At 67.3% G+C, this 22,812-nt stretch carries 14 protein-coding genes and 1 tRNA gene; 4 read left to right on the top strand and 11 right to left on the bottom strand.

What is annotated here, in order from left to right; translation table 11 throughout:
- Positions 1-22: 22 nt before the first annotated feature.
- The 5 genes from ACFWPH_RS13400 to ACFWPH_RS13380 form a co-directional block, all read right to left on the bottom strand.
- Positions 23-1,489, bottom strand: a complete 1,467-nt coding sequence (locus tag ACFWPH_RS13400; protein WP_280418589.1) for a penicillin-binding protein 2 — start codon at positions 1,487-1,489, stop codon at positions 23-25.
- The gene (locus tag ACFWPH_RS13395) at positions 1,486-2,964 is read right to left on the bottom strand and encodes an FtsW/RodA/SpoVE family cell cycle protein (RefSeq protein WP_378750559.1); all 1,479 of its coding nucleotides are present in this window, start codon (positions 2,962-2,964) and stop codon (positions 1,486-1,488) included. The genes ACFWPH_RS13400 and ACFWPH_RS13395 overlap by 4 nt, the downstream gene beginning before the upstream one ends.
- The gene (locus ACFWPH_RS13390) at positions 2,964-4,454 is read right to left on the bottom strand and encodes a PP2C family protein-serine/threonine phosphatase (protein WP_378750557.1); all 1,491 of its coding nucleotides are present in this window, start codon (positions 4,452-4,454) and stop codon (positions 2,964-2,966) included. Before ACFWPH_RS13390 ends, ACFWPH_RS13395 begins: the two co-directional genes overlap by 1 nt.
- Positions 4,451-4,918, bottom strand: a complete 468-nt coding sequence (locus ACFWPH_RS13385; protein ID WP_033243787.1) for an FHA domain-containing protein — start codon at positions 4,916-4,918, stop codon at positions 4,451-4,453. The genes ACFWPH_RS13390 and ACFWPH_RS13385 overlap by 4 nt, the downstream gene beginning before the upstream one ends.
- Positions 4,919-5,118: 200 nt before the next feature.
- On the bottom strand, positions 5,119-6,486 hold the full coding sequence (locus ACFWPH_RS13380) for an FhaA domain-containing protein (protein WP_378750555.1): 1,368 nt from the start codon (positions 6,484-6,486) through the stop codon (positions 5,119-5,121).
- 249 nt (positions 6,487-6,735) lie between these two features.
- On the opposite strand from ACFWPH_RS13380, the gene ACFWPH_RS13375 reads away from it, so the two are divergent.
- Positions 6,736-6,818 (top strand) — tRNA-Leu (locus ACFWPH_RS13375).
- An 812-nt stretch (positions 6,819-7,630) separates the two neighbouring features.
- Here ACFWPH_RS13375 and ACFWPH_RS13370 read toward each other — a convergent pair.
- Positions 7,631-8,626: a stage II sporulation protein M gene (locus ACFWPH_RS13370; RefSeq protein ID WP_378750553.1), complete on the bottom strand. Its 996-nt coding sequence runs from the start codon at positions 8,624-8,626 to the stop codon at positions 7,631-7,633.
- A 107-nt stretch (positions 8,627-8,733) separates the two neighbouring features.
- Here ACFWPH_RS13370 and ACFWPH_RS13365 point away from each other — a divergent pair, with 107 nt between their 5' ends.
- A complete protein-coding gene (locus ACFWPH_RS13365; RefSeq protein ID WP_378750551.1) occupies positions 8,734-9,552 on the top strand; it encodes an RDD family protein in 819 nt (272 codons plus the stop codon).
- A 113-nt stretch (positions 9,553-9,665) separates the two neighbouring features.
- On the opposite strand, the gene ACFWPH_RS13360 is transcribed toward ACFWPH_RS13365, so the two are convergent.
- The 5 genes from ACFWPH_RS13360 to ACFWPH_RS13340 form a co-directional block, all read right to left on the bottom strand.
- Complete coding sequence (locus tag ACFWPH_RS13360; protein WP_378750549.1) at positions 9,666-10,961, bottom strand: DUF58 domain-containing protein; 1,296 nt, start codon at positions 10,959-10,961, stop codon at positions 9,666-9,668.
- 3 nt (positions 10,962-10,964) lie between these two features.
- Complete coding sequence (locus ACFWPH_RS13355; protein ID WP_378750751.1) at positions 10,965-11,960, bottom strand: AAA family ATPase; 996 nt, start codon at positions 11,958-11,960, stop codon at positions 10,965-10,967.
- A 5-nt stretch (positions 11,961-11,965) separates the two neighbouring features.
- Positions 11,966-12,991 carry a DUF4129 domain-containing protein gene (locus ACFWPH_RS13350; RefSeq protein WP_378750547.1) on the bottom strand — a complete coding sequence of 342 codons (1,026 nt, stop codon included), beginning with the start codon at positions 12,989-12,991 and terminating at the stop codon, positions 11,966-11,968.
- A complete protein-coding gene (locus tag ACFWPH_RS13345) occupies positions 12,988-13,824 on the bottom strand; it encodes a hypothetical protein (protein ID WP_378750545.1) in 837 nt (278 codons plus the stop codon). The genes ACFWPH_RS13350 and ACFWPH_RS13345 overlap by 4 nt, the downstream gene beginning before the upstream one ends.
- Positions 13,825-14,089: 265 nt before the next feature.
- Positions 14,090-15,736, bottom strand: a complete 1,647-nt coding sequence (locus ACFWPH_RS13340; RefSeq protein ID WP_378750543.1) for a DUF4407 domain-containing protein — start codon at positions 15,734-15,736, stop codon at positions 14,090-14,092.
- Positions 15,737-16,686: 950 nt separating this feature from the next.
- Here ACFWPH_RS13340 and gltB point away from each other — a divergent pair.
- Both gltB and ACFWPH_RS13330 read left to right on the top strand, forming a co-directional pair.
- Entirely contained in the window at positions 16,687-21,339 is a 4,653-nt protein-coding gene (gene gltB, locus ACFWPH_RS13335; protein WP_378750749.1) for a glutamate synthase large subunit, read from the top strand.
- Entirely contained in the window at positions 21,332-22,801 is a 1,470-nt protein-coding gene (locus ACFWPH_RS13330; RefSeq protein WP_378750541.1) for a glutamate synthase subunit beta, read from the top strand. Before gltB ends, ACFWPH_RS13330 begins: the two co-directional genes overlap by 8 nt.
- Positions 22,802-22,812 lie beyond the last annotated feature (11 nt).

Genomic DNA, 22,812 nt, shown 5'->3' with positions numbered 1-22,812 from the left:
TTCACTCGCATATCCATCTCGTTCACCGACCTCGCAGACCCGCGTCCAGAACCGCCCGGGCAACCGGCGCGGCGACCGATCCACCGGTCGCCGCCAGCGCGCGGTCGCCGCCGTTCTCCACGATGACCGCGATGGCGATCTTCGGGTTCTCGGCCGGCGCGAACGCGATGTACCAGGCGTGCGGTGGTGTGTTGCGCGGATCGGCGCCGTGTTCGGCGGTACCGGTCTTGGACGCGATCCGATAGCCCGACCCGCCGCTACCCGCGGTGTTCTCCTCCGAGGCGACCATCAGATCGGTCAGCGTAGACGCTACATCGGCGCTCACGGCCTGCCCCACGGACACCGGCTCGGTGGTGGACAGCTCGCTCAGGTCCGGGTTCTGCAACTGATCGACCAGATACGGTTCCATCCGCACACCGCCGTTGGCCACGGTAGCCGCGATTACGGCATTGTCGAGGGGGGTGAGCGCCACATCACGCTGGCCGATGCTGCTCTGCGCGAGCGCCGCGTCGTCGGGGATATTGCCGATGGTGCTCTCGGCAACCGGCATCGGGATACCGCGATGCGGGCCGATACCGAACGCGGCCGCCTCGTCTTCCAGCGCTGCCGCGCCGACATCGACCCCGAGTTCGACGAACGCGGTGTTGCAGGACCGGCGGAACGCCTCGTGCAGGGTCGCGGTGGCGCCGGACCCGCAGTTGGTGCCGTTGTAGTTCTCCAGGGTGGTGCTCGTACCGGGCAAGGTGATGTTCGGTGCCGCGGTGAACTGGGACTGCGGGTCGGCCACGCCGTTGGACAGTGCGGCCGCGGTGACCACGACCTTGAAGGTGGAGCCCGGCGGGTAGGTCTGCGAGATCGCCCGGTTGAGCATCGGCTGGTTCTCGTCGGCGCTCAGACTCTCCCAGGCCTGGGTGCCCTGGGCACCGTCGTGCCCGGACAGCTGATTCGGGTCGTAGCTGGGCGTGGACACCATGGTGAGAATCTTGCCCGTACTGGGTTCGATGGCCACGACGGAGCCGGTGTAGCCCTTGCTGGTGAGCTCGTTGTAGGCCACCTGCTGCATCATCGGGTCGATCGTGGTGACGACATTGCCGCCGCGCGGGTCGCGCCCGGAGACCAGATCGACCAGCCGGCTGCCGAACAGTTGCGCATCCGAACCGTTGAGCACCGGATCCTCCGCCCGTTCGAGCCCGGTACTGCCGTACTGCATCGAATAGAAGCCGGTGACCGGCGCGAACGCGGCCGGGTCGGTGGGGTAGACGCGCAGGTACTTGTACCGGTCGTCGGTTTCGACGGAACTGGCCAGCACGGCACCACCCGCGGAGATCTGCCCGCGCTGGCGGGAGTATTCGTCGAGCAGGACCCGGGAGTTGCGTGGATCGGCTCGGTAGTCGTCGGCCTTGATCACCTGGATATAGGTGGCATTGAGCAGCAGGGCCACGATCATCGCCATGACCGCCATGGCCACTCGGCGTAGTGGTGTGTTCATCGCTGCTGACCCCCTTGCCGTCGTGACACCATCACCGTCTGCGCTTCCGCCAGCGGTGCGGGCGCCGGTTCCCGGCGCCGGGCCGGGGCGGGTGCGCGTGCCGCATCGGAGATCTTGATGAGCAGGGCCAGGAGAATGTAGTTCGCCAGCAGGGAGGAACCGCCGTAGGAGACGAACGGCGTGGTGAGGCCGGTGAGCGGGATCAGTTTCGTCACCCCGCCGACGACCACGAAGATCTGGATGGCGAGGGTGAATGCCAGCCCGGCGGCGAGCAGTTTGCCGAAACTGTCACGGATCGCCAGTGCGGTCCGCATACCCCGCAGGATGAGCATCAGGAACAGGAGCAGGACGGCGGTCAGGCCGATGAGCCCGAGTTCCTCGCCGATGGTGGTGACGACGAAGTCGGTTTTCGCGAACGGCACCTGTGAAGGCCGGCCGCTGCCCAGTCCGGTACCTGCCAGCCCGCCCGTGGCCAGGCCGAACAGCGACTGCACGATCTGGTAGCCGGTGTTGTTGTAGTCGTCGAAGGGGTGCAGCCAGGTCTCGACCCGGACCCGCACATGCCCGAACATCTGGTAGGCGAAGAAGAATCCGACCATGAGCAGGCCGCCGCCGATCAGCAGCCAGCCCACCCGCTCGGTCGCGATGTAGAGCATCACCAGCACGGTGCCGAAGATGAGCAGCGAGGTACCGAGATCCTTCTCGAAGACCAGTACGCCGATGCAGACGATCCAGACCGCGAGGATCGGGCCCAGATCCCGGGCGCGCGGAAATTCCATTCCGAGGAAATGCCGGCCGGCCGCGGTGAACAACTCCCGTTTGGAGACGAGGACCGAGGCGAAGAAGATGATCAGCAGGATCTTGGCGAACTCGCCGGGCTGCAGGCTCACACCGGGCAACCGGATCCAGATCTTGGCGCCGTTGACCTCGGAGAACGAACTGGGCAGCAGTGCCGGGATCGCCAGCGCGACCAGCCCCACGAGTCCGAGTGTGTAGGAGTACTTGGCCAGGGTCCGGTAATCCCGTAACACCACCAGGATCCCGACGAACAGCACGATTCCCAGAGCGGTCCACAGAATCTGGGAATTGGCATCGGGGGAGGGGATATCCCAGGAGTTGTAGGCGGCGGTCTGCTGGTCGGCGAGGTCCAGCCGGTGGATGAGTACCAGGCCGAGCCCGTTGAGCAGCGCCACGATCGGCAGCAGCAGGGGATCGGTGTAGGGCGCGAACCGCCGGACCGCCAGATGCGCTACAGCGAACAGACCCAGATAGGCGAGCCCGTACTTCGCGATATCCCAGGTCACGGACTGTTCCTGGCTGGCTTCCACCAGGAACAACGCCGCCGTGGTGATCAACGCCGCGAAACCGAGCAGCAGGAGCTCGGTATTGCGCCGCGAGGTCGGTGGCGGCGTTGCCGCGAAACCGCCCGGGGGACTCGGAAAAGCCCCGGCGGACGGTGCTGCCGGTGCGGACATCAGTCCGTCACCCGGCAGTTCTCCCCCGGCGTCTGGGGCACAGCGGTGGTGGTCGGCGCCGGCGCGGAGGTGGTCGGCGGCGCCGGCGGTGCCGGATTCTCACCGTTGGGGCCGGGTGCTTGTGTGGCGGGCGCCGGCGGGGCTGCTTCGGTGGGCATGGGCGGGGCCGCCGGCGGCGGCGGTGTGGGAGTAGTGGTCACGACGCCCGGCTGGGCGGCGGAACCGTTCTTCTTGCACACCGGCAGCAGTTCGCGATCGGCCAGGACACGCATCTGCTCCCGTGCCTTGTCCAGGGTGCCCGGCGGCAGGCCGCGCTCGACCTGATCACGTCCGGTCTGCTCGAGATCGCTGACCTTCAAGGGGCTGCAGCCCTCCGGCAGGGGAGCGCCGTTGTCGGCGAGAGTGAGCTCGCCCTCGGCAGTGACGCAGCCGACCAGGTTCACCTCGTGGATGGAGTAACCAAGAATCGACCCCGGCAGGCCCTGCATGACCACGACACTGTCGTTGTCCGCGCCCACGTAGTAGTTGGACCGGATCATCTTGTAGCCCACGACCAGCCCGACGACCACCGCGAACACCAGCGCCACCGCGAGCAGTAACCAGCGCAGTTTGTGTGATTTCTTCGGCGGCGGCTCGGGCTCGCTGGCGGTACGCCGCGGCGCGGCGGCCGGTGGGCGCATGGCGGCGGCGCGGCCGGCGGCGGTATTCGGCGGCGGATTGTCCTCGGCCTCACCGGAGGCGGCACCGGCGACGATCGGATGGCTCTGGCCGTAGTCGAGGTCGATCACATCGGCGACGACGACGGTCACATTGTCCGGGCCACCGCTGCGCAGTGCCAGTTCGATGAGCCGATCGGCGCATTCGTCGGTACTGCCCTCGCGCATGGTGTTGGCGATGGTCTCGTCGCTGACCACATCGGAGAGGCCGTCCGAGCACAGCAGGTAGCGGTCCCCGGCGCGCGCCTCCCGCATCACCAGCGTGGGCTCGATCTCGTTGCCGGTGAGGGCACGCATGATCAGCGAGCGCTGTGGATGGGTATGCGCCTGTTCCGGGGTGATCCGGCCTTCGTCGACCAGCGATTGGACGAAGGTATCGTCGCGGGTGATCTGGGCCAGTTCGCTGTCGCGCAGCATGTAGGCGCGCGAATCGCCGATATGGACCATGCCGAGTTTCTTGCCCGCGAACAGGATGGCGGTGAGCGTGGTACCCATCCCGTCCAGTTCGGGTTCTTCCTCGACCTGTTCGGCGATCGCGGAATTACCGGAATGGGTGGCCCGGTTCAGTTTGCCCAGCAGGTCTTCGCCGGGCTCGTCGTCGTCCAGATGCGCCAATGCGGCGATCATCAGCTGGGACGCGACTTCACCGGCGGCATGCCCGCCCATACCGTCGGCGAGTGCCAGCAATCGGGCACCCGCGTAGACGGAATCTTCGTTATTTGCGCGGACCAGGCCGCGGTCGCTGCGCGCTGCGTAGCGGAGAACAAGTGTCACGATCGGAGCTCGATCACTGTCTTGCCGACCCGGACAGGTGTGCCGAGCGGAACGCGGACTGCGGTGGTGACTTTGGCGCGATCGAGGTAGGTACCGTTGGTCGAGCCGAGGTCTTCGACGTACCAGTCGTCACCGCGTAGGGACAGCCGGGCATGTCGGGTGGAGGCGTAATCGTCGGTAAGGACCAGCGTCGAATCGTCCGCACGGCCGATCAATACCGGTTGGGTACCCAGTGTGATACGGGTACCGGCAAGAGAACCTTGAGTCACCACAAGATATTTGGCGCCCTTCTGGCCTCGGCGCATCGACGGCAGTACCGCGGAACCGCGCGGTCCCCGGTTCTGGAGCCGTATGCCGGAGGCCGCGTAGATATCACTGCGGAGGGTACGCAGGATTGCCCACACGAACAGCCACAACAGCAGGAGGAACCCGGCACGGGTCAACTGCAGAACCAATCCCTGCACGGCGCTCCACCTCCTGTTCGACCGTGTGCCGGTGCCGTCGGCGTGGTGACCCACCCCTTGGCCGTGCTCGTCCCGGCGGCCCGCTTTGCGGAGCCGCGCGTGTGTCGGCACATCATAGGACCGTCGGACGAGACCGATCACGATTGGACCGCCCTATTATGCGAGAGCCGTCCCGTGATCCGCACGGCGAGCCTACGGCATCAGACAATACGGATGAGGATCTCGGAATGCCCGGCACGGATCACATCGCCGTCGGCCAACTGCCAGTCCTGTACCGGTGAACCGTTGACGAGGGTTCCGTTGGTGGAGCCGAGGTCGGAGAGCATCGCGGTCTGGCCGTCCCATCGCACCTCGATATGGCGGCGGGAGACACCGGTGTCCGGGAGCCGGAAATGGGCGTCCTGGCCACGGCCGATGATATTGCTGCCTTCGCGGAGCTGGTAGGTGCGGCCACTGCCGTCGTCGAGTGCCAGCGTGGCGGAGAATCCGGGGCCGGCCGCGGGTGCGTACCCGCCCTGGGCGCCGTAGGGGGCCTGCTGGGCGGCCGGCGGGTACCCCTGCGCGCCTTGCTGGGCATAGCCCTGCTGGTCGTAACCCTGGTCGTAGCCGGGCTGTGCGTACCCCTGCTGGTCGTAACCTTGGTCGTAGCCGGGCTGCGCATAGCCTTGCTGGTCGTAACCGCCCTGCTGGGCATAGCCCTGCTGGTCGTAACCCTGGTCGTAGCCGGGCTGCCCCTGGTAGCCCTGGTCGTAACCCGGCTGGGCGTACCCGCCCTGGTCGTAACCGGGCTGCTGGGCGTACCCCTGCTGGTCGTAACCGGGCTGGGCGTACCCCTGCTGGTCGTAACCCTGGTCGTAGCCGGGCTGCTGGGCGTACCCACCCTGGTCATAACCCTGCTGGCCGCCGTACCCCTGCTGGTCGTAGGCGGCGCCGCCCTGCTGGTACTCGTAGCCGTTCTGATAATCGGGGGCGCCGTTGTACTGCGCGCCGGGACCGTAGTCCTCGGGGTACGCGCCGTTCTGCGGCCCGCGTCCCGCGGGTCCGGGAGCGTACCCGCGATTGCGTGGATCGGACTCCGCGTGCTCACGGCTCGGGTCGTAGCCAGAGTTCTGCGTCATGGGGCCAGCTCCTGGTTGCGGGTTAGCGGGTCGTTGTAGCGGTTCCGGGCGGTGAGCCGAGGCAGCTCCACGACCGGCGTCGGGGTCGACGCGGCCGCTCGTCCTGAACATTCCGGTGTGCAGCGTAGGGGATGCCTCGAAGACCACGTGTACTTCGCCGTAGGTCTGCCATCCTTGTTCCCGGATGTAATCCTGCAGATGTTTGGCGAATGCGCGGGTAGTGAGGTCGTGATCGGCATCGAATTGCCGGTGGTCCGACGAGTTGATGGTGATCACATAGCTGTTGGGTGCGAGCAGATGCCCACCGCCGAGATCTTGGACACTATCGGCGGCCTCACGCTGCAGCGCGGCCTCGACCTCCTGCGGAACGACGTTCCCGCCGAAGACCCGGGCAAAGACGTCACCGACGGCGCCCTGGAGGCGGCGCTCGAATCTCGAGACGATCCCCATCTGGGCCCTCCCTTCGGTGAGTCTCTCCTCATTCTTTACGACGACACGCGAATGCGGCGTGTCGTTCTACGAGCACGTTCTCTGCATGATATCCACGATCGGCTATACCTGTAACTACCGTAATGGCGACGGAGTTCCCCGCGCGTGTGAACGGGCCGCGAAATCCACGTCACAGGACTGTCCAGCAAGCCGCTGACCACGTGATTTCGCCCCGCGGTCTTCTCCGTGCTAGTGTCTTTTCCGTCGCTCGGGCGAGTGGCGGAATGGCAGACGCGCTGGCTTCAGGTGCCAGTGTCCTTCGGGACGTGGGGGTTCAAGTCCCCCTTCGCCCACTGAAAAGCCGTAGACCATGTCTACGGCTTTTTTTCATGTCCGATGCCGGGGGCCGGGCCGCATCCCGGATAGCGATGCCGCCTCTGTGGGCGCAGGTGAGCCGAGTCGAGTGGAATGGGCCGATTCGCGGCCGCTTCGAGTCCCGTACTCGTCGTATGCCGGAATGAGACCAAGGTCACACCACCAATTTTCGGTTGCGGCCCTAGTGCTGAGGCTTGCCTAATTCGGAGCGCTCGGTGACCCAGTTCACGTCCCGGAACCATGCTGGTTAACAATGCGCAGGTCTTCCCTGGGGGTGAATACGGGGTTCATGAAGGTTTGAGGCGAATAAACCGACCTGGGGTCTCTTTTGTCTCGGCGACCCGCCCGAGGCGCGTGTTAATCCTTCGCGAATGCCCTGGTCGCCGATGGGTCGGCCGAGTTAACGGCGGTTCGTGTTGTGGTTGCCGCGGGCCGCATTCCGGTTGCGCGTAACCCCGGTAACGGATATGGCCGTGACCAGTAAAAACCAAATGTACTTGCAAATGAAAGCACCGCTGTAAGGCCGTGCGGGTCTGCTGGAAGTTAGCTGGCCTGGGGTCGAATGGGGGTTGTCTGCGGATTTGCTGGGTGCGAACTTATACCTGTGACCTCTTACGCAATGGGTTGCGTAGGCATAACGATTGTGTAGAGTCGACGGTAACGCTGGCCGCAGCTAGAGCGGCGACTCGCTGCGGCCAGCGGAATTCAATGGGGGAATTCGCACTGATCACCGAAGCCACGTTGCTGTCACCTCACAATGCGGTGTCCGCCGTTGTGTGCTCGGCGTTGTCTATTCGTGGTTCCGCTGCCCGCCGACGGCCGGCCGGGCGTCAACGGTCTCGGATTCGGCGCTCGCCCTGCGCCCGGCGGTGAAGATATAGACGAGGAACAGTGTCTCGGCGAGCAGGCCGCAGGCGATCCGCACGGGTGTGGGTAATGCGCTCGGCGTGACGAAACCTTCCAACAGGCCGGCTACCAGCAGTGTCGGGACCAGGCCCAGCGCGATGGTGGCGGTGGTGCGGCCCTGCCGGGCCACCGCTTCGGCGCGGCTCGCATGTCCCGGATCGATGAGGGTCCAGCCGAGTTTCAGGCCGGCGCCACCGGCGATGAAAATCGCTGTCAACTCCAGCATCCCGTGGGGCAGTAGAAAGCCGAACAGCGAATCCAGCCGGCCGGCATCGGCCATCAGGCCGGCTGTCACGCCGATATTCAGCGCGTTCATGAACAGCAGGTACAGCGCCGGCAGGATCAGGATGCCGAGGAACAGCGCCAGGGCGGAGACCCAGGCATTGTTGGTCCAGACCAATGCGGCGAATGCGTCGTTCGGATGTTCGGTGTAATAGGTTTCGAAGGCCCCGCCGGGGGCGGTGACTGCCCGGGTGTCCTCTTGCAGCCCAAGGCTTCTACGCGCCGAGGGCGCCACCGAGATCCACGTCGTGAAGCCCGCCACCACGGTGAGGAATACGACGGCCACGGCGAGCCACCAGCCGCAGGCCCCGTAGACCGCGGCCGGGAACCGATGGGTGAAGAATCGCCGGATCTCGGTCCAGGTATCGGGCGAGCTCCCGACGATTCTGCCGCGCGCCCGGGCGAGCACGGCGCTCAATCCGGCGACGAGTTCCGGTTCGGGACTGTGTGTCTGCAACCGAGCCAGCTGCTGGGACGTCTGCCGGTAGAGCCGCACCAGTTCATCGGCCTCGGCGCCGGTCAGGGCACGCCGGCCGGTCAGGTAGTTCAGCCTGGCCCAGGCCTGGCGATGCCTCGTGCTGTAGGCGTCCACATCCATCGGCTTACCTCCCGCTCCGCCGTTCCGCCGCTGCGCCCGGTGATGTACCCCCCGCGTTCGGCGAAGCCGGTTACGACCCCGGTCGCCGTGAAAGAATGCTATGCGATATGGCTGAATTCACGACGGGCGAAGCGGTGGCGCTCCAGCTGCCGGTCGCCCGGATCCCGACCCGCGCCGCGGCATTCGTGCTCGATCTGATCTTGCAGATCGTGCTCGGGATCGTGCTGCTCATCGTGGTGATGCTCGTGACGCGCGGAGACGACAGCAGCCCCTGGTTCGCCGCACTGATGCTGGTTTCGCTGGTCACCGTGCTGGTCGGTTATCCCGTGTTCTGGGAAACCGTGCTGCGCGGCGCGTCTCCGGGCAAACTCGCGCTCGGGCTCCGGGTGGTGCGGGCCGACGGCGGCCCTGTGGATTTCCGCCATGCGCTCACCCGCGGCCTGACGGGCGCGATCGTCGATTTCTGGATGCTCGGGCTCTTCGGCCTGATCGCGGTGGCGAGTTCGGTGTGCTCACCCCATGCGCGCCGGGTCGGTGATGTCCTGGCCGGAACGGTGGTCGTGCATATTCGGCAGCAGTTGTCCCTACCGGCGCTGGCGATACCACCGGCTTGGCTCACCGGCTGGTCGGCCGGACTCGAGCTCACCGGGTTGCCCGAGGACCTGGCGCTCGCCGTGCGTCAGTACCTGACCCGCGTCGACTCGCTCACCCCGGGCGCGCAGCATGAGATCGGTCAGGCGCTGGTTACGGCGGTCTGCGCCCGGATCGGGTCCCCGGTGCCGAGCGGTTATCCGCCCGTGCAGATACTCGGCAGTGTGATCGCCGAACGTCAGCGGCGTTCGCTACCCGCGGTGCCGCTGCCGCCGATGAGCTACGCCCCGGCGCGCGGTTCTTCCGGCTTCCGCGTCGGCGCCAACATCGATTGAGTGGTCGCGTCGAGGTCTGTTGCGCAGATTGTTCCTATCCGCTGCGCAGTACTGAGCGTTGCAGGCTCCGTGGAGACCGAGTCCGCCGCGAACCTACTCCGCGCGTGTTCTGATTACAGGGCCGCCGATCGTTTGAGCTCCAAATATTCGTCCGCCAGCGCGCCCGGCAGGTCGGGTCCGGCGGCAGCGATCACGGCGATGCCCATCCGGCGCAGTGATTCCTGGACTACCGCCTGTTCGGCGAGCCTGGACTCGGCGGCCGCCGCGCGGTAGAGCGCACGCAGATCACTGCGGTCGGCGGCCGCGGCGGCGATCTCCGGATCGGTGACCGAGACGATCAGGACCCGGTGGCGTTCGGCCAGCACCGGCAGCACCGGAAGCAGGTTCTCGGTCACTGCCGCGCTGTCGAGGCCGGTGAACCAGACGATGAGACTGCGGCGGCGGGCCCGGTGGATCGTGGCCCGCACCAGGCCTTCCGAATCGGTATCGACCAGTGCCGGGGTGACTCCGGCCAGCGCGTGCATGAGCTTCGGCTGCACACCGCGCCCGACTCCGGTGCGTACCTCGGCGCGTACCTCGCGGTCGTAGGCGAGCAGGCCCACCATATCGCCGCCCGCGGCGGCCAGACTGCCCAGCAGCAGGGCCGCCTCGATCGCGTTGTCGAGGCGAGTGCCGCCGCCCACCCGGGCAGCGCTGATCCGGCCGGTGTCCAGCAGCATCAGCACTTGCCGGTTGCGTTCCGGGCGCCAGGTCCGCACCAGCACATCGGTGGCCCGCGCGGTCGCCCGCCAGTCGATGGTGCGGACATCGTCGCCCGGCACGTATTCGCGGAACGAATCGAATTCGGTGCCCTGGCCGCGTAGATCCGCCAGATTCCGGCCTTCCAGATGGTGCAATCGCTTGATCTTGCCGCCGAGCAATCGTTCGCTGTGGAACGGCGGCAGCGCCCGCACCCGCGCAGGCACAACCCGCTGGAATTGGTGACCGGCCAGCCCCAGCGGGCCGAACAGGCGCACGGTGACCGGACCGGCGGCGCGATCACCGCGGCGGGTGGGCGTGAGTGTCGTGCGCACGCGGACACGGTGGCCGGGTGGAAGGTTCAGCCGGTGTTCCCGGCCGGCGGCGCCGGTGCTGCCGGGCCAGTCGTCCCACAGCCGGCCACGGACCACGCGGGGACCTGTATTGGTTACCGAGATCTCGACCTCGGTCGCGGCGCCCAATCGCAGAACCGTGAGTTCCGGCCGATCCAGCACCACGTCCGCGCTACCTGCGGTGAGAGCGCGATCGGTCGCGGCCAGTGCGCACAGTAGGGCGGTCGTCAAGAGAACCCCGAACCACGACGGCGACACCATCGTGACAAAAACCGCCGCCGCGACCGCGATCCCGAACAACCGGCCCGTGACGACCACGGACTACACCGGAACCGGAACGGATTGCAGCAGGCCGGCCAGGACTTGCTCGCCGGTGATCCCGTCGATCTCGGCCTCAGGACGCAGCTGCAGCCGGTGCCGCAGGACGGCCACCGCAACGGTTTTCACATCGTCGGGGGTGACGAAACCTCGTCCGTTCAACCAGGCCAGAGCCCTGGCTGCGGCCATGAGCGAGGTCGCACCGCGGGTGGAGGCGCCGTGCGCGACGGCCGCCGCGGTCCGGGTGGCGCGGCAGAGGTCGACAATGTAGGCGAGCACTTCCGGACGGATCGCGACTTCCGCGATCGCGGCCCGGGCCGCGGCGATATGCGCGGGACCGGCCACCGGGCGCAATCCGGCGGCGGCGAGGTCGCGGGGGTCGAAGCCCTCGGCATGCCGCTGCAGGATGCGGAATTCGTCGTCGCGTTCGGGCAGGTGGATATCCACCTTGAACAGGAAACGGTCCAGCTGGGCCTCGGGTAGCGGGTAGGTGCCCTCCTGCTCGATCGGGTTCTGCGTGGCGACCACCACGAAGGGGTCGGGCAGGGGGCGGGGCCGTCCGTCTACTGAGACCTGGCGTTCCTCCATCGATTCCAGGAGCGCGGACTGGGTTTTCGGTGGCGTGCGGTTGATCTCGTCGGCCAGCAGCAGGTTGGTGAAAACCGGGCCGTCGCGGAAGGTGAACTCGGCCGAATGCGGGTCGTAGATCTGCGAGCCGGTGACATCGCCGGGCATCAGGTCGGGCGTGAACTGGACCCGGCTGTGGTCGAGTTCCAGGGCGGTGGCCAGGGCCCGGACCAGCAGCGTTTTCGCCACCCCGGGTACACCCTCGAGCAGTACGTGGCCGCGGCACAGCAGGGCGAGCACGAGATACATGACCGCGTTGTCGTTACCGACGACCGCCTTCCCGATCTCGGTACGCAGGGCGGCGAACGCCGCCGCGGCCGCACCGGCCGTGGGCGCCGCCGGACCGCCGGGACCGTCCTTACTGGTGTCAATGCTGGTCATCCGACCTCCGCTTCGATCCATTCGAGTTGCGCGGCAACGAGTTCCAGGCTCGATGCATCCGGTACGTCTCCGTAGAGTGCGGCGCCGACAGTGTCCGGGTCGGCCCCTATCCTGGTGGCCACCGCGGCCACCAGGGCATCCAGGGAGATGCCGGCGTCGACGCCGAGGGCACGGCGCAGGCGGCGCAGCGTGGCAGCCCGCAGGACCCCGGCGATATGCGCGTGGTCGCCGGAGCGGCGGTACAGGCCGGCCTGCCCGGACAGTAGTTCGCCGGCGGCCACCTCCACCGGCCGGGGCTCGGCGACCACCGCGCCGCGGCGGCGCGCGCGCCACCACACGAGTACTGCGCCGGCGATCAGGAATTGCAGGAGGCCGAAGACCAGCCGGGCCGGGCCGGCGAAGACGGAATCGTCACCGGTCGGGCGGGGGAGGTCGGGATCGTAGTCGTCCGGTGGGTCGATGGGCGGCGGATCGATCGGTGGGGTATCCGGTGCGCTGGGCCCGCTGCAGCCCTGCAGTATCGCGTAGAGCACCAGCAGCACGACCGCCGTCGATGCCAGCGTCGCCCAGAAGCGGGGGTCGCGCAGTATCGCGGGTAGTTCTCGGCTGCCGCGCCGCGACCGGGATCTGCTCTCGGCGGTCTCCACTTCCACCGGATCGGCTGCGGGGGGCGGCGCGGCGGCGGAGAACCGATCGGCCCGGGCCAGCCGATGGTATTCGTCCGCCGCTGCGGGTCGGCCGCCGTAGACGACCTCGTCGAAGGCACCGGCGGCCGGGGGGATTTCGCCGGAGAGTTCGGACGGTAGCGCCGCCGCGACCTCATGGGAAGTCTCGCGGGCAGTGCGAGAACGACGCACTTCGAGCACGCCGCGCTGTTCCAGCCCGCGCAGCACCGCGCGGAAACGCTCACGGAGCGCAGTGTCGTAATCGCCCTGGGCCGCGGCGTGTTCGGCGGCGGCGCGGTGGGTGTCCGCGCTATCGAGATATGGCCGTTCCGGGACGGCGCGATGCGGATCGGTCACCGAGAGCCTCTGCTCGCGACGGGAATCCGGATATCCATACCCTCACGGCGGCATCGGAGATCGAGATAGCCGACCACCCGGGCGCTGGATTCCACGATCTCGGTGACGGCCGCCAGCAGCAGCCCGGTACCGGTGATCAGGACGAGGAAGGGCCAGCGATGGGTGCCGGAGATATCGCTGACGAACAGTGCGAGACCCAGAAGGGGAGCTGTCAGCACCGTGTAGAGCAGCTGCCGGCAGATCCAGACACCGGCTCGCTGCATCCGCAGCGTGCCGGTGAGCGCCCCGGCGCGCGCGAGTGCCGTGCGGGCCGGGGCCTTTTCGGCGTAAAGAACCGGTGCCGCCACCAGATGCCGCGCTCGTAACCACGCCAGGCCGAACCAGGAGAAGGGGTAGACGAGCAGGAACCAGACGATGCCGATGACACCGAACGGGAGGAACAGCATGCTCGGCGCGAGCACGGCGAGACCGATCGCGGTGAACGACACCTGGGTCAGCAGCAGCGGACCCAGGCGCTGCCCGGTCTGCCGCATTGCCGTCCGCGCCCCGATCGGAGCGCCGCCCGCGCGGGCGAGACCCGTCGTCACGGTGACCGCGCGCAGGACGGTCCGGATAATCCAGGCGACGACGAGCGTCGCGCACAGGGCGGCGAGCGCGGTGCCGTCGTCGGATCCGCCGGTCAGGTGGGAGACGAGTCCGATGATCGCCGCCACCACCGATCCACCGGCCACCAGCAGTGGCGCGGCGCACCCCGCAACCACCCGGATATCGGCCTGCAGCAGCGCGAACGGCTCATCGAGCAGTTCCCGGAAACTCAGCGGACGGATCGGCACCGTCGCTTTCCGGGCTCGGTGTTCCGGATCTACTCCCGCCCCGACGGAGCCGGCCGTTGGGGCGGCAGGCTGCACGCGGCCGAGTCTAACCGGTAGGCGGGGTGCGGGCCGGGGATGATTCGGCCGCACTTGCGTACCGGGCCGGCCACAGTCGCGATTCGGTCTCCGAGGTGCCTGTGGCGGTGGTGCGGGTCTTCGAACCGGTTGCGCCGCGCTCTGCGGCGCGACCCCTGTGGACCCGGTCCGGGTCCGCGCGGGACGCCGTTCAGGTGCCGGGAGGCAGTTCCCGAGGGGCGCGTCCTTCCGGCAGCTCTCCCGGTGCGCGTCCCGGCAGTGCGGTACCGGTCGCGGGTTCCAGCCGGGTTGTCGACGAGACGATCGCATCGGGTTCCAGGGTCAGTTCGGCGTCCACCACAGTGTTCCGTGGCGACGCGCTGTCGCGTGACCGGTCGCGTCCGGTCTGTGCTTCCGCGGCCACGTCGTCGACCGTGACGTTGCGGGTCCGGCGCAGGGTGAAGGTGATCTCTTCGGCTTCGGTGAAGACGTGGCGGGCGGTTCGCAGCGGCCGGCTCGCGGTGTCGAGGGCGTCTTCGATCGCCGAGCTCACGAAGCCCGGTACCAGCGGGCCGATCCAGCGGGCGGCGGTATCGGTGAACGGAACCGCGCCGACCAGCGGGAGTTCCAGGCCGCGGGACGGTCGGGCGGGGCTTTTCTCGAGCGGTACCGGCAGGCCGGATCCCGTCCCGGCCGGTAGTGCCGTCTGTTCGGCCGGTTCGGGGGTGCGCTCGGTGACCCCGATCTCCAGCCCGCCGAGCGCGGCGATCACTCGGGTCCGCTGGCGTTCCCGGTCGATCGCGGTATCGGCCTCGGCTTCGAGCCGTGCCGCGGCCAGCTGCCGGTCCGCCTTCACGGCGGCGGTTTCGGCGCGGATTTCTGCCTCTTTCTCCGCGATGGCCGCGTCGGCGGCACGTTCGGCTCGGTCGGCCACCGCCGCGGCCGCGCGCCGTCGCTCCTGCATGGTCTCCCCGCGCCATCGGCGCAGTATCAGCGGGAGGGTGGCCAGCAGAATGAAGACGGCCCAGGTGAGTAGTCGTAACAGGAATGCGCCGGTCTGGCCGGTGGTGTGTTCGTGCATGGCCGCCCAGCGGGCTCCGATACCGCGATCGCCCTCGGCCGTGGCCACTGTTCGTGCGTCGTCCAGGGCGGTTCGTGCGTCGTCCACGCGCACGTCCAGCGGAGCGATACGGCTCTGTGCGGCCGACAGGGCGGTGCGCGCATCGTCGAGCATGTCGTTGGCGGTATGTGCCTCCGGACCCCGGCCCGGCACACCGGTGATCTTCGTCTGTGGGCAGCCCGGTCCGGGATTGAACTCACATCGGGCGACGATGAGAGCGTTGTCGATATCGGCCGAGGCCTCGGCGATATCGCGGTCCAGTGCGATGCGGTCGGCGGCGGCGCGGTCCAGTTCGTCCTGGGCGGCGCGCACTGCCGGAGTGGTGGTGGCCGCGGCCACTGCGTGTTCGTCGAGGATTCGGTCGACCGAGCCGGCGAACAACACGGTGGTGGCCAGTTCGGCGACCATCAGGCCGGTCAGCGTCGTCACCCCGAGACGGGTCGCCACTGCCGCAACATCGGAGGTGCCCGCGGTCCGGTCGGGCCGGGCGGCGGGTTGGGCACCGGCCAGGGCGCGGCCCACCAGGCCCACGAGCAGGCCGGTGATCAATGCCGTGGGCAGCACCGCGCCGGCCGGCCACTCGCCGTACCCCAGGGCGACTCCGGTGACTCCCGCGGAGACCAGGGCGAACAGCGCCACACCTGTGCCGGTGACGATATAGCCGGTGCGCTCATATCCGTCGGTGGTCTCGGTGGGCTGTCCGCCGCCGAGCCAGAGGAACATGCCGGTGACGCTCATGGGACCCATAACCTCTGCAGCTGTCATCGATTCGTTGTCTCAGCGTGACAGGCGGCACGGCAGTCCATCGAGCCCTCGCGCGCTGGTGTGGCCATCTTCACAGGCGACGTTGAGCATGTCGTGCCGAGGCCTGCCGTCCGGGTCCGGCGGAGCGTGTGGCCTGGCCGAATTCTGCGTTCCCGCAACGGGAAAGAGCCGCGATCGCCGTTTGTAAATGTGGCGTGAACCACTGAAATGGCCGTTTGCTGTCCGTGTGCTGTACCACTGGAAACGTAAAACAGTCCGGACGGTCGGATCATGTTCTGTGCTTGTCACGACGCTGTCACGAACATCTCATCGCGGTGTGTGACAGTTAGCCGCAGGTGGGTGGGTTTGCCGATGGCCGCCGCCGGGAATTCATCTTCGATGCAGGTGAGCGTGTGTTCGGCGGATGCGACGGCGCATCGGGAAATGAGCCGGACGGGTGGATCGCCGCTGTTCGGAGGGTCGATCCGGAATCGATTTCAGCCGGAACGCTGCTTTACACTAGGAAACGCGCATACGTGGAGGAATGAATGAAGAAGCCCAGCTCAAGGCCTGGCAGCCCAATTTATTAGGGCAGCCTTGGTTGGTTGGGTTCCGAGCCTGGCTTATCGTTTGCTCTTACGCCGCACATACCGATGTCCGGCCGAAAGCACGTTCGGGCAACCTATCGGCAAGGCCAGCCTAGCGGGCGAAACCCGTATCCGGGTTCCGAGCGCGTAAGCGCTTCGTTACCGGCGGGCACCGGCGCACAACCGCAGGTGGAAACAACTTCAGACGTGACTGCACGCCGAACACCATCAGCGCGGCTGGTGTCGGCCAACGTACGAACGCAGTCCTTTAGGGAGCGTTCGACAGTACCGGCGTTCGACAGGGCGTTCTCTCCAGGCCGCACCCACGTCGAGGTCGACTTTCTCGAAGGCAGAGGCATGACGCAACTACCTGGCCACAGGTCCCCCGGACCCATCGGGCTCTATGACCCGGCGCACGAGCACGACGCATGTGGTGTCGCGTTCGTCGGTGATATGCACGGCCGCCGCAGCCGTGACATCGTCGACAAGGCCATTACGGCCCTGTTGAACCTCGAGCACCGCGGCGCCGCGGGCGCCGAGCCGAACTCCGGCGACGGCGCGGGCATCCTGATCCAGGTTCCCGACCGCTTCTTCCGTGCAGTCGTCGATTTCGAGCTGCCGCCGGAGGGCTCCTATGCCACCGGTATCGCCTTCCTGCCGCAGGCCCGGCGCGAGGCGGCGCGGGCTTCCTACGGCGTCGAGAAGATCGTCAAAGAGGAGGGCCTGGCGGTACTCGGCTGGCGTGAGGTACCGATCGACGAATCGTCGCTCGGTGCGCTCTCCCGTGATGCCATGCCGCTGTTCCGGCAGCTCTTCATCGGCTCGCCCGCGGGCGCCGAAGAACCGCTGACCGGGATGGACCTGGAACGGCGTGCCTATGTCATCCGCAAGCGGGTGGAGCACGAACTGGGCAAGGCCGGCGCCGGCGAAGGCGCGGTCGGTAGAGAATCGGTGTACTTCCCGAGCCTGTCCGGGCAGACCTTCGTCTACAAGGGCATGTTCACCACACCGCAGCTGCGCGCGTTCTACCTGGACCTGCAGGACGACCGGGTGGAAAGCGCCCTGGGCATCGTGCACTCCCGGTTCTCCACCAATACTTTCCCGTCGTGGCCGCTGGCCCATCCGTTCCGCCGGGTCGCGCACAACGGCGAGATCAACACCGTCGCCGGTAACGAGAACTGGATGCGGGCTCGCGAGGCGCTGCTGCGTTCGGACGTCTTCGGCAAGGATTCCGCCGGGAAGAACCGGCTGGAGAAGATCTTCCCGGTCTGTACTCCGGGCGCCAGCGATACCGCGCGCTTCGACGAGGTCCTCGAACTGCTGCACCTGGGTGGCCGCAGCCTGCCGCACGCGGTGCTGATGATGATTCCCGAGGCCTGGGAACGCAACGAGAACATGGACTCGCAGCGCCGGGCGTTCTACGAGTACCACTCCATGCTCATGGAGCCGTGGGACGGCCCCGCCTCGGTGTGCTTCACCGACGGCACCGTCATCGGCGCCGTGCTGGACCGTAACGGTCTGCGGCCGAGCCGGATCTGGGTCACCGAGGACGGCCTGGTCGTCATGGCCTCCGAGGTCGGTGTGCTGGATATCGACCAGTCCAAGGTCGTGCGCAAGATCCGCCTGCAGCCGGGGCGTATGTTCCTGGTGGATACCGCGCAGGGCCGGATCGTCGACGACGAAGAGATCAAAGCGCAGCTGGCCGCCGAGCACCCGTACCGGGAATGGCTCGACGCCGGGATCAAGCACCTTTCCGATCTGCCCGACCGCCCACACGTGCATATGTCGCACGACCGGGTGCTCATCCGGCAGCAGATCTTCGGGTACACCACCGAGGAACTGGGCCTGCTCATCTCGCCGATGGCAAAAACCGGTGCCGAAGCGCTGGGCTCGATGGGTACCGACACCCCGATCGCCGTGCTCTCGGCGCGGCCGCGGTTGCTGTTCGACTATTTCTCCCAGCAGTTCGCGCAGGTCACCAACCCGCCGCTGGACGCCATCCGGGAAGAGGTCGTCACCAGCTTGCGCCGTCATATCGGCCCGGAGGCCGATCTGCTGCACCCGAGCCCGGAATCCTGCCGGCAGATCGCGATCCAGCAGCCGATCATCGATAACGACGAACTGTCCAAGCTGGTCCATATCAACGACGACGGCAGCCACCCCGGCCTGCGCTCGGTCGTTGTGCGCGGCCTGTACGAGGTCGCGGCCGGCGGTGACGGCCTGCGCCGCGCACTCGACGCCATCAACACCCAGGTCTCGGCCGCGATCGACGGCGGTGCCCGCATCATCGTGCTGTCGGACCGCGAATCCAACGAGAAGCTCGCGCCGATCCCGTCGCTGCTGCTCACCGCGTCGGTGCACCACCACCTGGTCCGGGAACGCACCCGCACCATGGTCGGCCTGGTGGTCGAGGCCGGTGACGCCCGCGAGGTGCACCATATGGCCACCCTCGTCGGTTTCGGCGCCGCCGCGATCAACCCGTACATGGCCTTCGAATCGATCGAGGACATGCTCGAGCGGGGCGCGCTGAGCATTCCCGGCAGCACCGGCGATCCGGCGGCCGATTACCGCAAGGCGGTCGCGAACTACAACAAGGCCGCGAGCAAGGGCGTGCTGAAGGTGATGTCCAAGATGGGCATCTCCACGGTCGCCTCCTACAACGGTGCGCAGTTGTTCCAGGTGATCGGCCTGTCGCAGGAGCTGGTGGACGAATACTTCACCGGCCTGCGGTCGCATCTGGGCGGTATCGGCCTGGACGAGATCGCCACCGATGTGGCGACCCGGCATTCGGTCGCGTTCCTGGAGAACCGCAACGAGCGCGCGCATCGCGAGCTCGAGGTGGGCGGCGAGTACCAGTGGCGGCGTGAGGGTGAATACCACCTGTTCAATCCGGATACGGTATTCAAACTCCAGCACGCCACCCGCAGCGGGCAGTACTCGATCTTCAAGGAGTACACCAAGCTGGTCGACGACCAGTCCGAGCGGCTGGCTTCGCTGCGCGGCCTGATCAAGTTCAAGAAGGGTGCGCGATCCCCGATTTCGATCGAGGAGGTCGAGCCCGCTTCCGATATCGTCAAGCGTTTCTCCACCGGTGCGATGAGCTACGGCTCGATTTCGGCCGAGGCGCACGAAACCCTGGCGATCGCGATGAACCGGCTGGGTGGCCGGTCCAACTCCGGTGAGGGCGGCGAATCGCCGGCCCGGTTCGAGCCGGAGGACAACGGCGACTGGCGGCGCAGCGCGATCAAGCAGGTCGCTTCGGGCCGGTTCGGTGTCACGGCGCACTACCTGACCAACTGCACCGATATCCAGATCAAGATGGCCCAGGGCGCCAAGCCGGGCGAGGGCGGCCAGCTGCCCGCGCACAAGGTGTATCCGTGGGTCGCCGAGGTTCGCCATTCGACGCCGGGCGTGGGCCTGATCTCGCCGCCGCCGCATCACGATATCTACTCGATCGAGGACCTGGCGCAGCTCATCCACGACCTGAAGAACGCGAACCCGCAGGCGCGGATTCACGTGAAACTTGTCGCCGAGCCCGGTGTCGGCACCGTCGCGGCGGGCGTGTCCAAGGCGCACGCCGATGTGGTGCTGATCTCCGGTCACGACGGGGGCACCGGTGCTTCGCCGCTCACCTCGCTCAAGCACGCGGGTGGGCCGTGGGAGCTCGGTCTGGCCGAAACTCAGCAGACTCTGCTGCTCAACGGTCTGCGCGACCGGATCGTGGTGCAGGTCGACGGCCAGATGAAGACCGGCCGCGATGTCGTGGTCGCGGCACTGCTCGGTGCCGAGGAATACGGTTTCGCGACCGCGCCGCTGGTGGTTTCCGGCTGCATCATGATGCGGGTCTGCCACCTCGACACCTGCCCGGTGGGTGTGGCCACCCAGAACCCCGTGCTGCGCGACCGGTTCACCGGTAAGGCGGAGTTCGTCGAGAACTTCTTCATGTTCATCGCCGAAGAAGTCCGGGAACTGCTGGCCGAACTCGGATTCCGCAGCCTGGACGAGGCCGTCGGCCGGGTCGATCTGCTCGACACCACCAAGGCCAAGCAGCATTGGAAGGCCAGCAAACTGGATCTGTCGCCGATCCTCGACGATGTCGAAACGGCGTTCATGTTCCAGGACCGCCGCCGCACCAAGGAACAGGATCACGGCCTGGACAAGGCACTGGACAACGAGCTGATCGCGCAGAGCCGCGATGCGCTCGAGTTCGGTAAACCGGTCAAGATCGATACCAAGATCACGAACGTGAACCGGACCGTCGGCACCATGCTCGGCCACGAGGTGACCAAGCTCTACGGCGGCGCCGGCCTGCCCGACGACACCATCGACATCACGCTCACCGGTTCGGCCGGTAACAGCTTCGGTGCCTTCGTCCCGGCAGGTATCACCCTGCGGGTGCAGGGTGACGCGAACGACTATGTCGGTAAGGGTCTTTCGGGCGGCCACCTGGTGGTGCGCCCCGCGCCCAACGCCCCGGCGGAGTTCGTCGCCGAGGAGAACATCATCGCGGGCAACGTGATCCTGTTCGGCGCGACCAACGGCCAGGCATTCATCAACGGTGTCGTGGGTGAACGGTTCGCCGTGCGCAACTCCGGTGCGACCGCGGTGGTCGAGGGCGTGGGCGATCACGCCTGCGAGTACATGACCGGTGGCCGCGTCGTGATCCTCGGCGATACCGGACGGAACTTCGGCGCCGGTATGTCCGGCGGTATCGCGTTCGTCTACGACCCCGACAACACGTTCAGCGGCCGGGTCAACCCGGAACAGGCGGACGCCATCGAGGCGCTGTCCGGTGACGATTTCACCTGGCTGCGCGATATCATCGGCCGGCACCGGGAACAGACCGGTTCCGCTGTGGCCGAACGGATCCTGGGCGACTGGTCGCAGCAGGTGAACCACTTTGTGAAGGTCATGCCGCGCGAGTACAAGAAGGTACTGCTCGCCATCTCCGAGGCCGAGAAGAGCGGTAAAGACGTCGACGCTGCGATTATGGAGGCCGCTCGTGGCTGACACCCAAGGTTTTCTGAAGCACACCTCACGGGAGCTGCCCGAACGTCGTCCGGTGCCGTTGCGCCTGATGGACTGGAAAGAGGTCTACCAGGAGGGTTTTCCGCACGAAACCCTGCAGCGGCAGGCCAGCCGCTGTATGGACTGCGGTATTCCGTTCTGCCACAACGGCTGCCCGCTGGGTAACCTGATTCCCGAGTGGAACGACCTGGTCTACCAGGACCGTTGGCGCGAGGGCATCGATCGGCTGCACGCCACGAACAACTTCCCGGAATTCACCGGGCGGCTGTGCCCGGCTCCGTGCGAGGCATCCTGCGTGCTCGGTATCAACCAGGACCCGGTGACCATCAAGCAGGTCGAGGTCGAACTCATCGAGAACGCTTTCGACGAGGGCTGGGTCGCGCCGGTGTACCCGACCCGGCTCACCGGTAAGAAGGTCGCCGTCGTCGGTTCCGGACCCGCGGGTCTGGCCGCCGCTCAGCAGCTCACCCGCGCCGGGCACACCGTGACCGTCTTCGAGCGGGCCGACCGGATCGGCGGCCTGATGCGGTACGGCATCCCGGAATTCAAGATGGAGAAGCGTTTCATCGACCGCCGGCTGGCGCAGATGGAGGCCGAGGGCACCATCTTCAAGGCCGGGGTGAATGTCGGTGTCGATATCACCGCCGACGAACTGCGCGAGCGGTACGACGCGGTGGTCCTCGCCGGTGGCGCCACCCAGGCTCGCGATCTGCCCATTCCGGGCCGCGAGCTGGACGGTATCCATCAGGCAATGGAATTCCTGCCCTGGGCCAACCGGGTTCAGCAGGGCGATGACGTGACCGACGAGCAGGGACTGCCGCCGATCCACGCGCACGGCAAGAAGGTCGTCATCATCGGCGGCGGTGACACCGGCGCCGACTGCCTGGGCACCTCGCACCGTCAGGGCGCGGCCAGTGTGCACCAGTTCGAGATCATGCCGCGGCCGCCGGCCGAACGCGCCGGCTCCACCCCGTGGCCGACCTACCCGCTCATGTACCGGGTTTCCTCGGCGCACGAAGAGGGCGGCGAACGCGTGTTCTCGGTGAACACCGAACGTTTCGCCGGTTCCGACGGCAAGGTGACCGGACTCGACGCGCACGAGGTCAAGATGGTCAACGGCCGGTTCGAGAAGGTCGAGGGCACCGATTTCACCCTCGAGGCCGATCTCGTCCTGCTGGCGATGGGCTTCGTCGGGCCGGACAAGCCGGGTCTGCTCACCGATCTCGGCGTCGGCTACGACCAGCGCGGCAACGTCCAGCGGGACAAGAAGTGGGCCACCAATATCCCCGGCGTCTTCGTCGCCGGCGATATGGGCCGCGGCCAGTCGCTGATCGTGTGGGCGATCGCCGAGGGTCGCGCGGCGGCTTCGGCGGTGGACGAATACCTGGAGGGCGAAACCGCCCTGCCGGCGCCCATTCCGCCGACCGCGGTCGCACAGCGCTGAGCTAGGCACCG

Origin of the sequence: Nocardia sp. NPDC058499, from assembly GCF_042719915.1 — a bacterium.
In the GTDB taxonomy this organism is placed as follows: domain Bacteria; phylum Actinomycetota; class Actinomycetes; order Mycobacteriales; family Mycobacteriaceae; genus Nocardia.
This window is presented reverse-complemented; position numbering and strand designations above follow the sequence as displayed.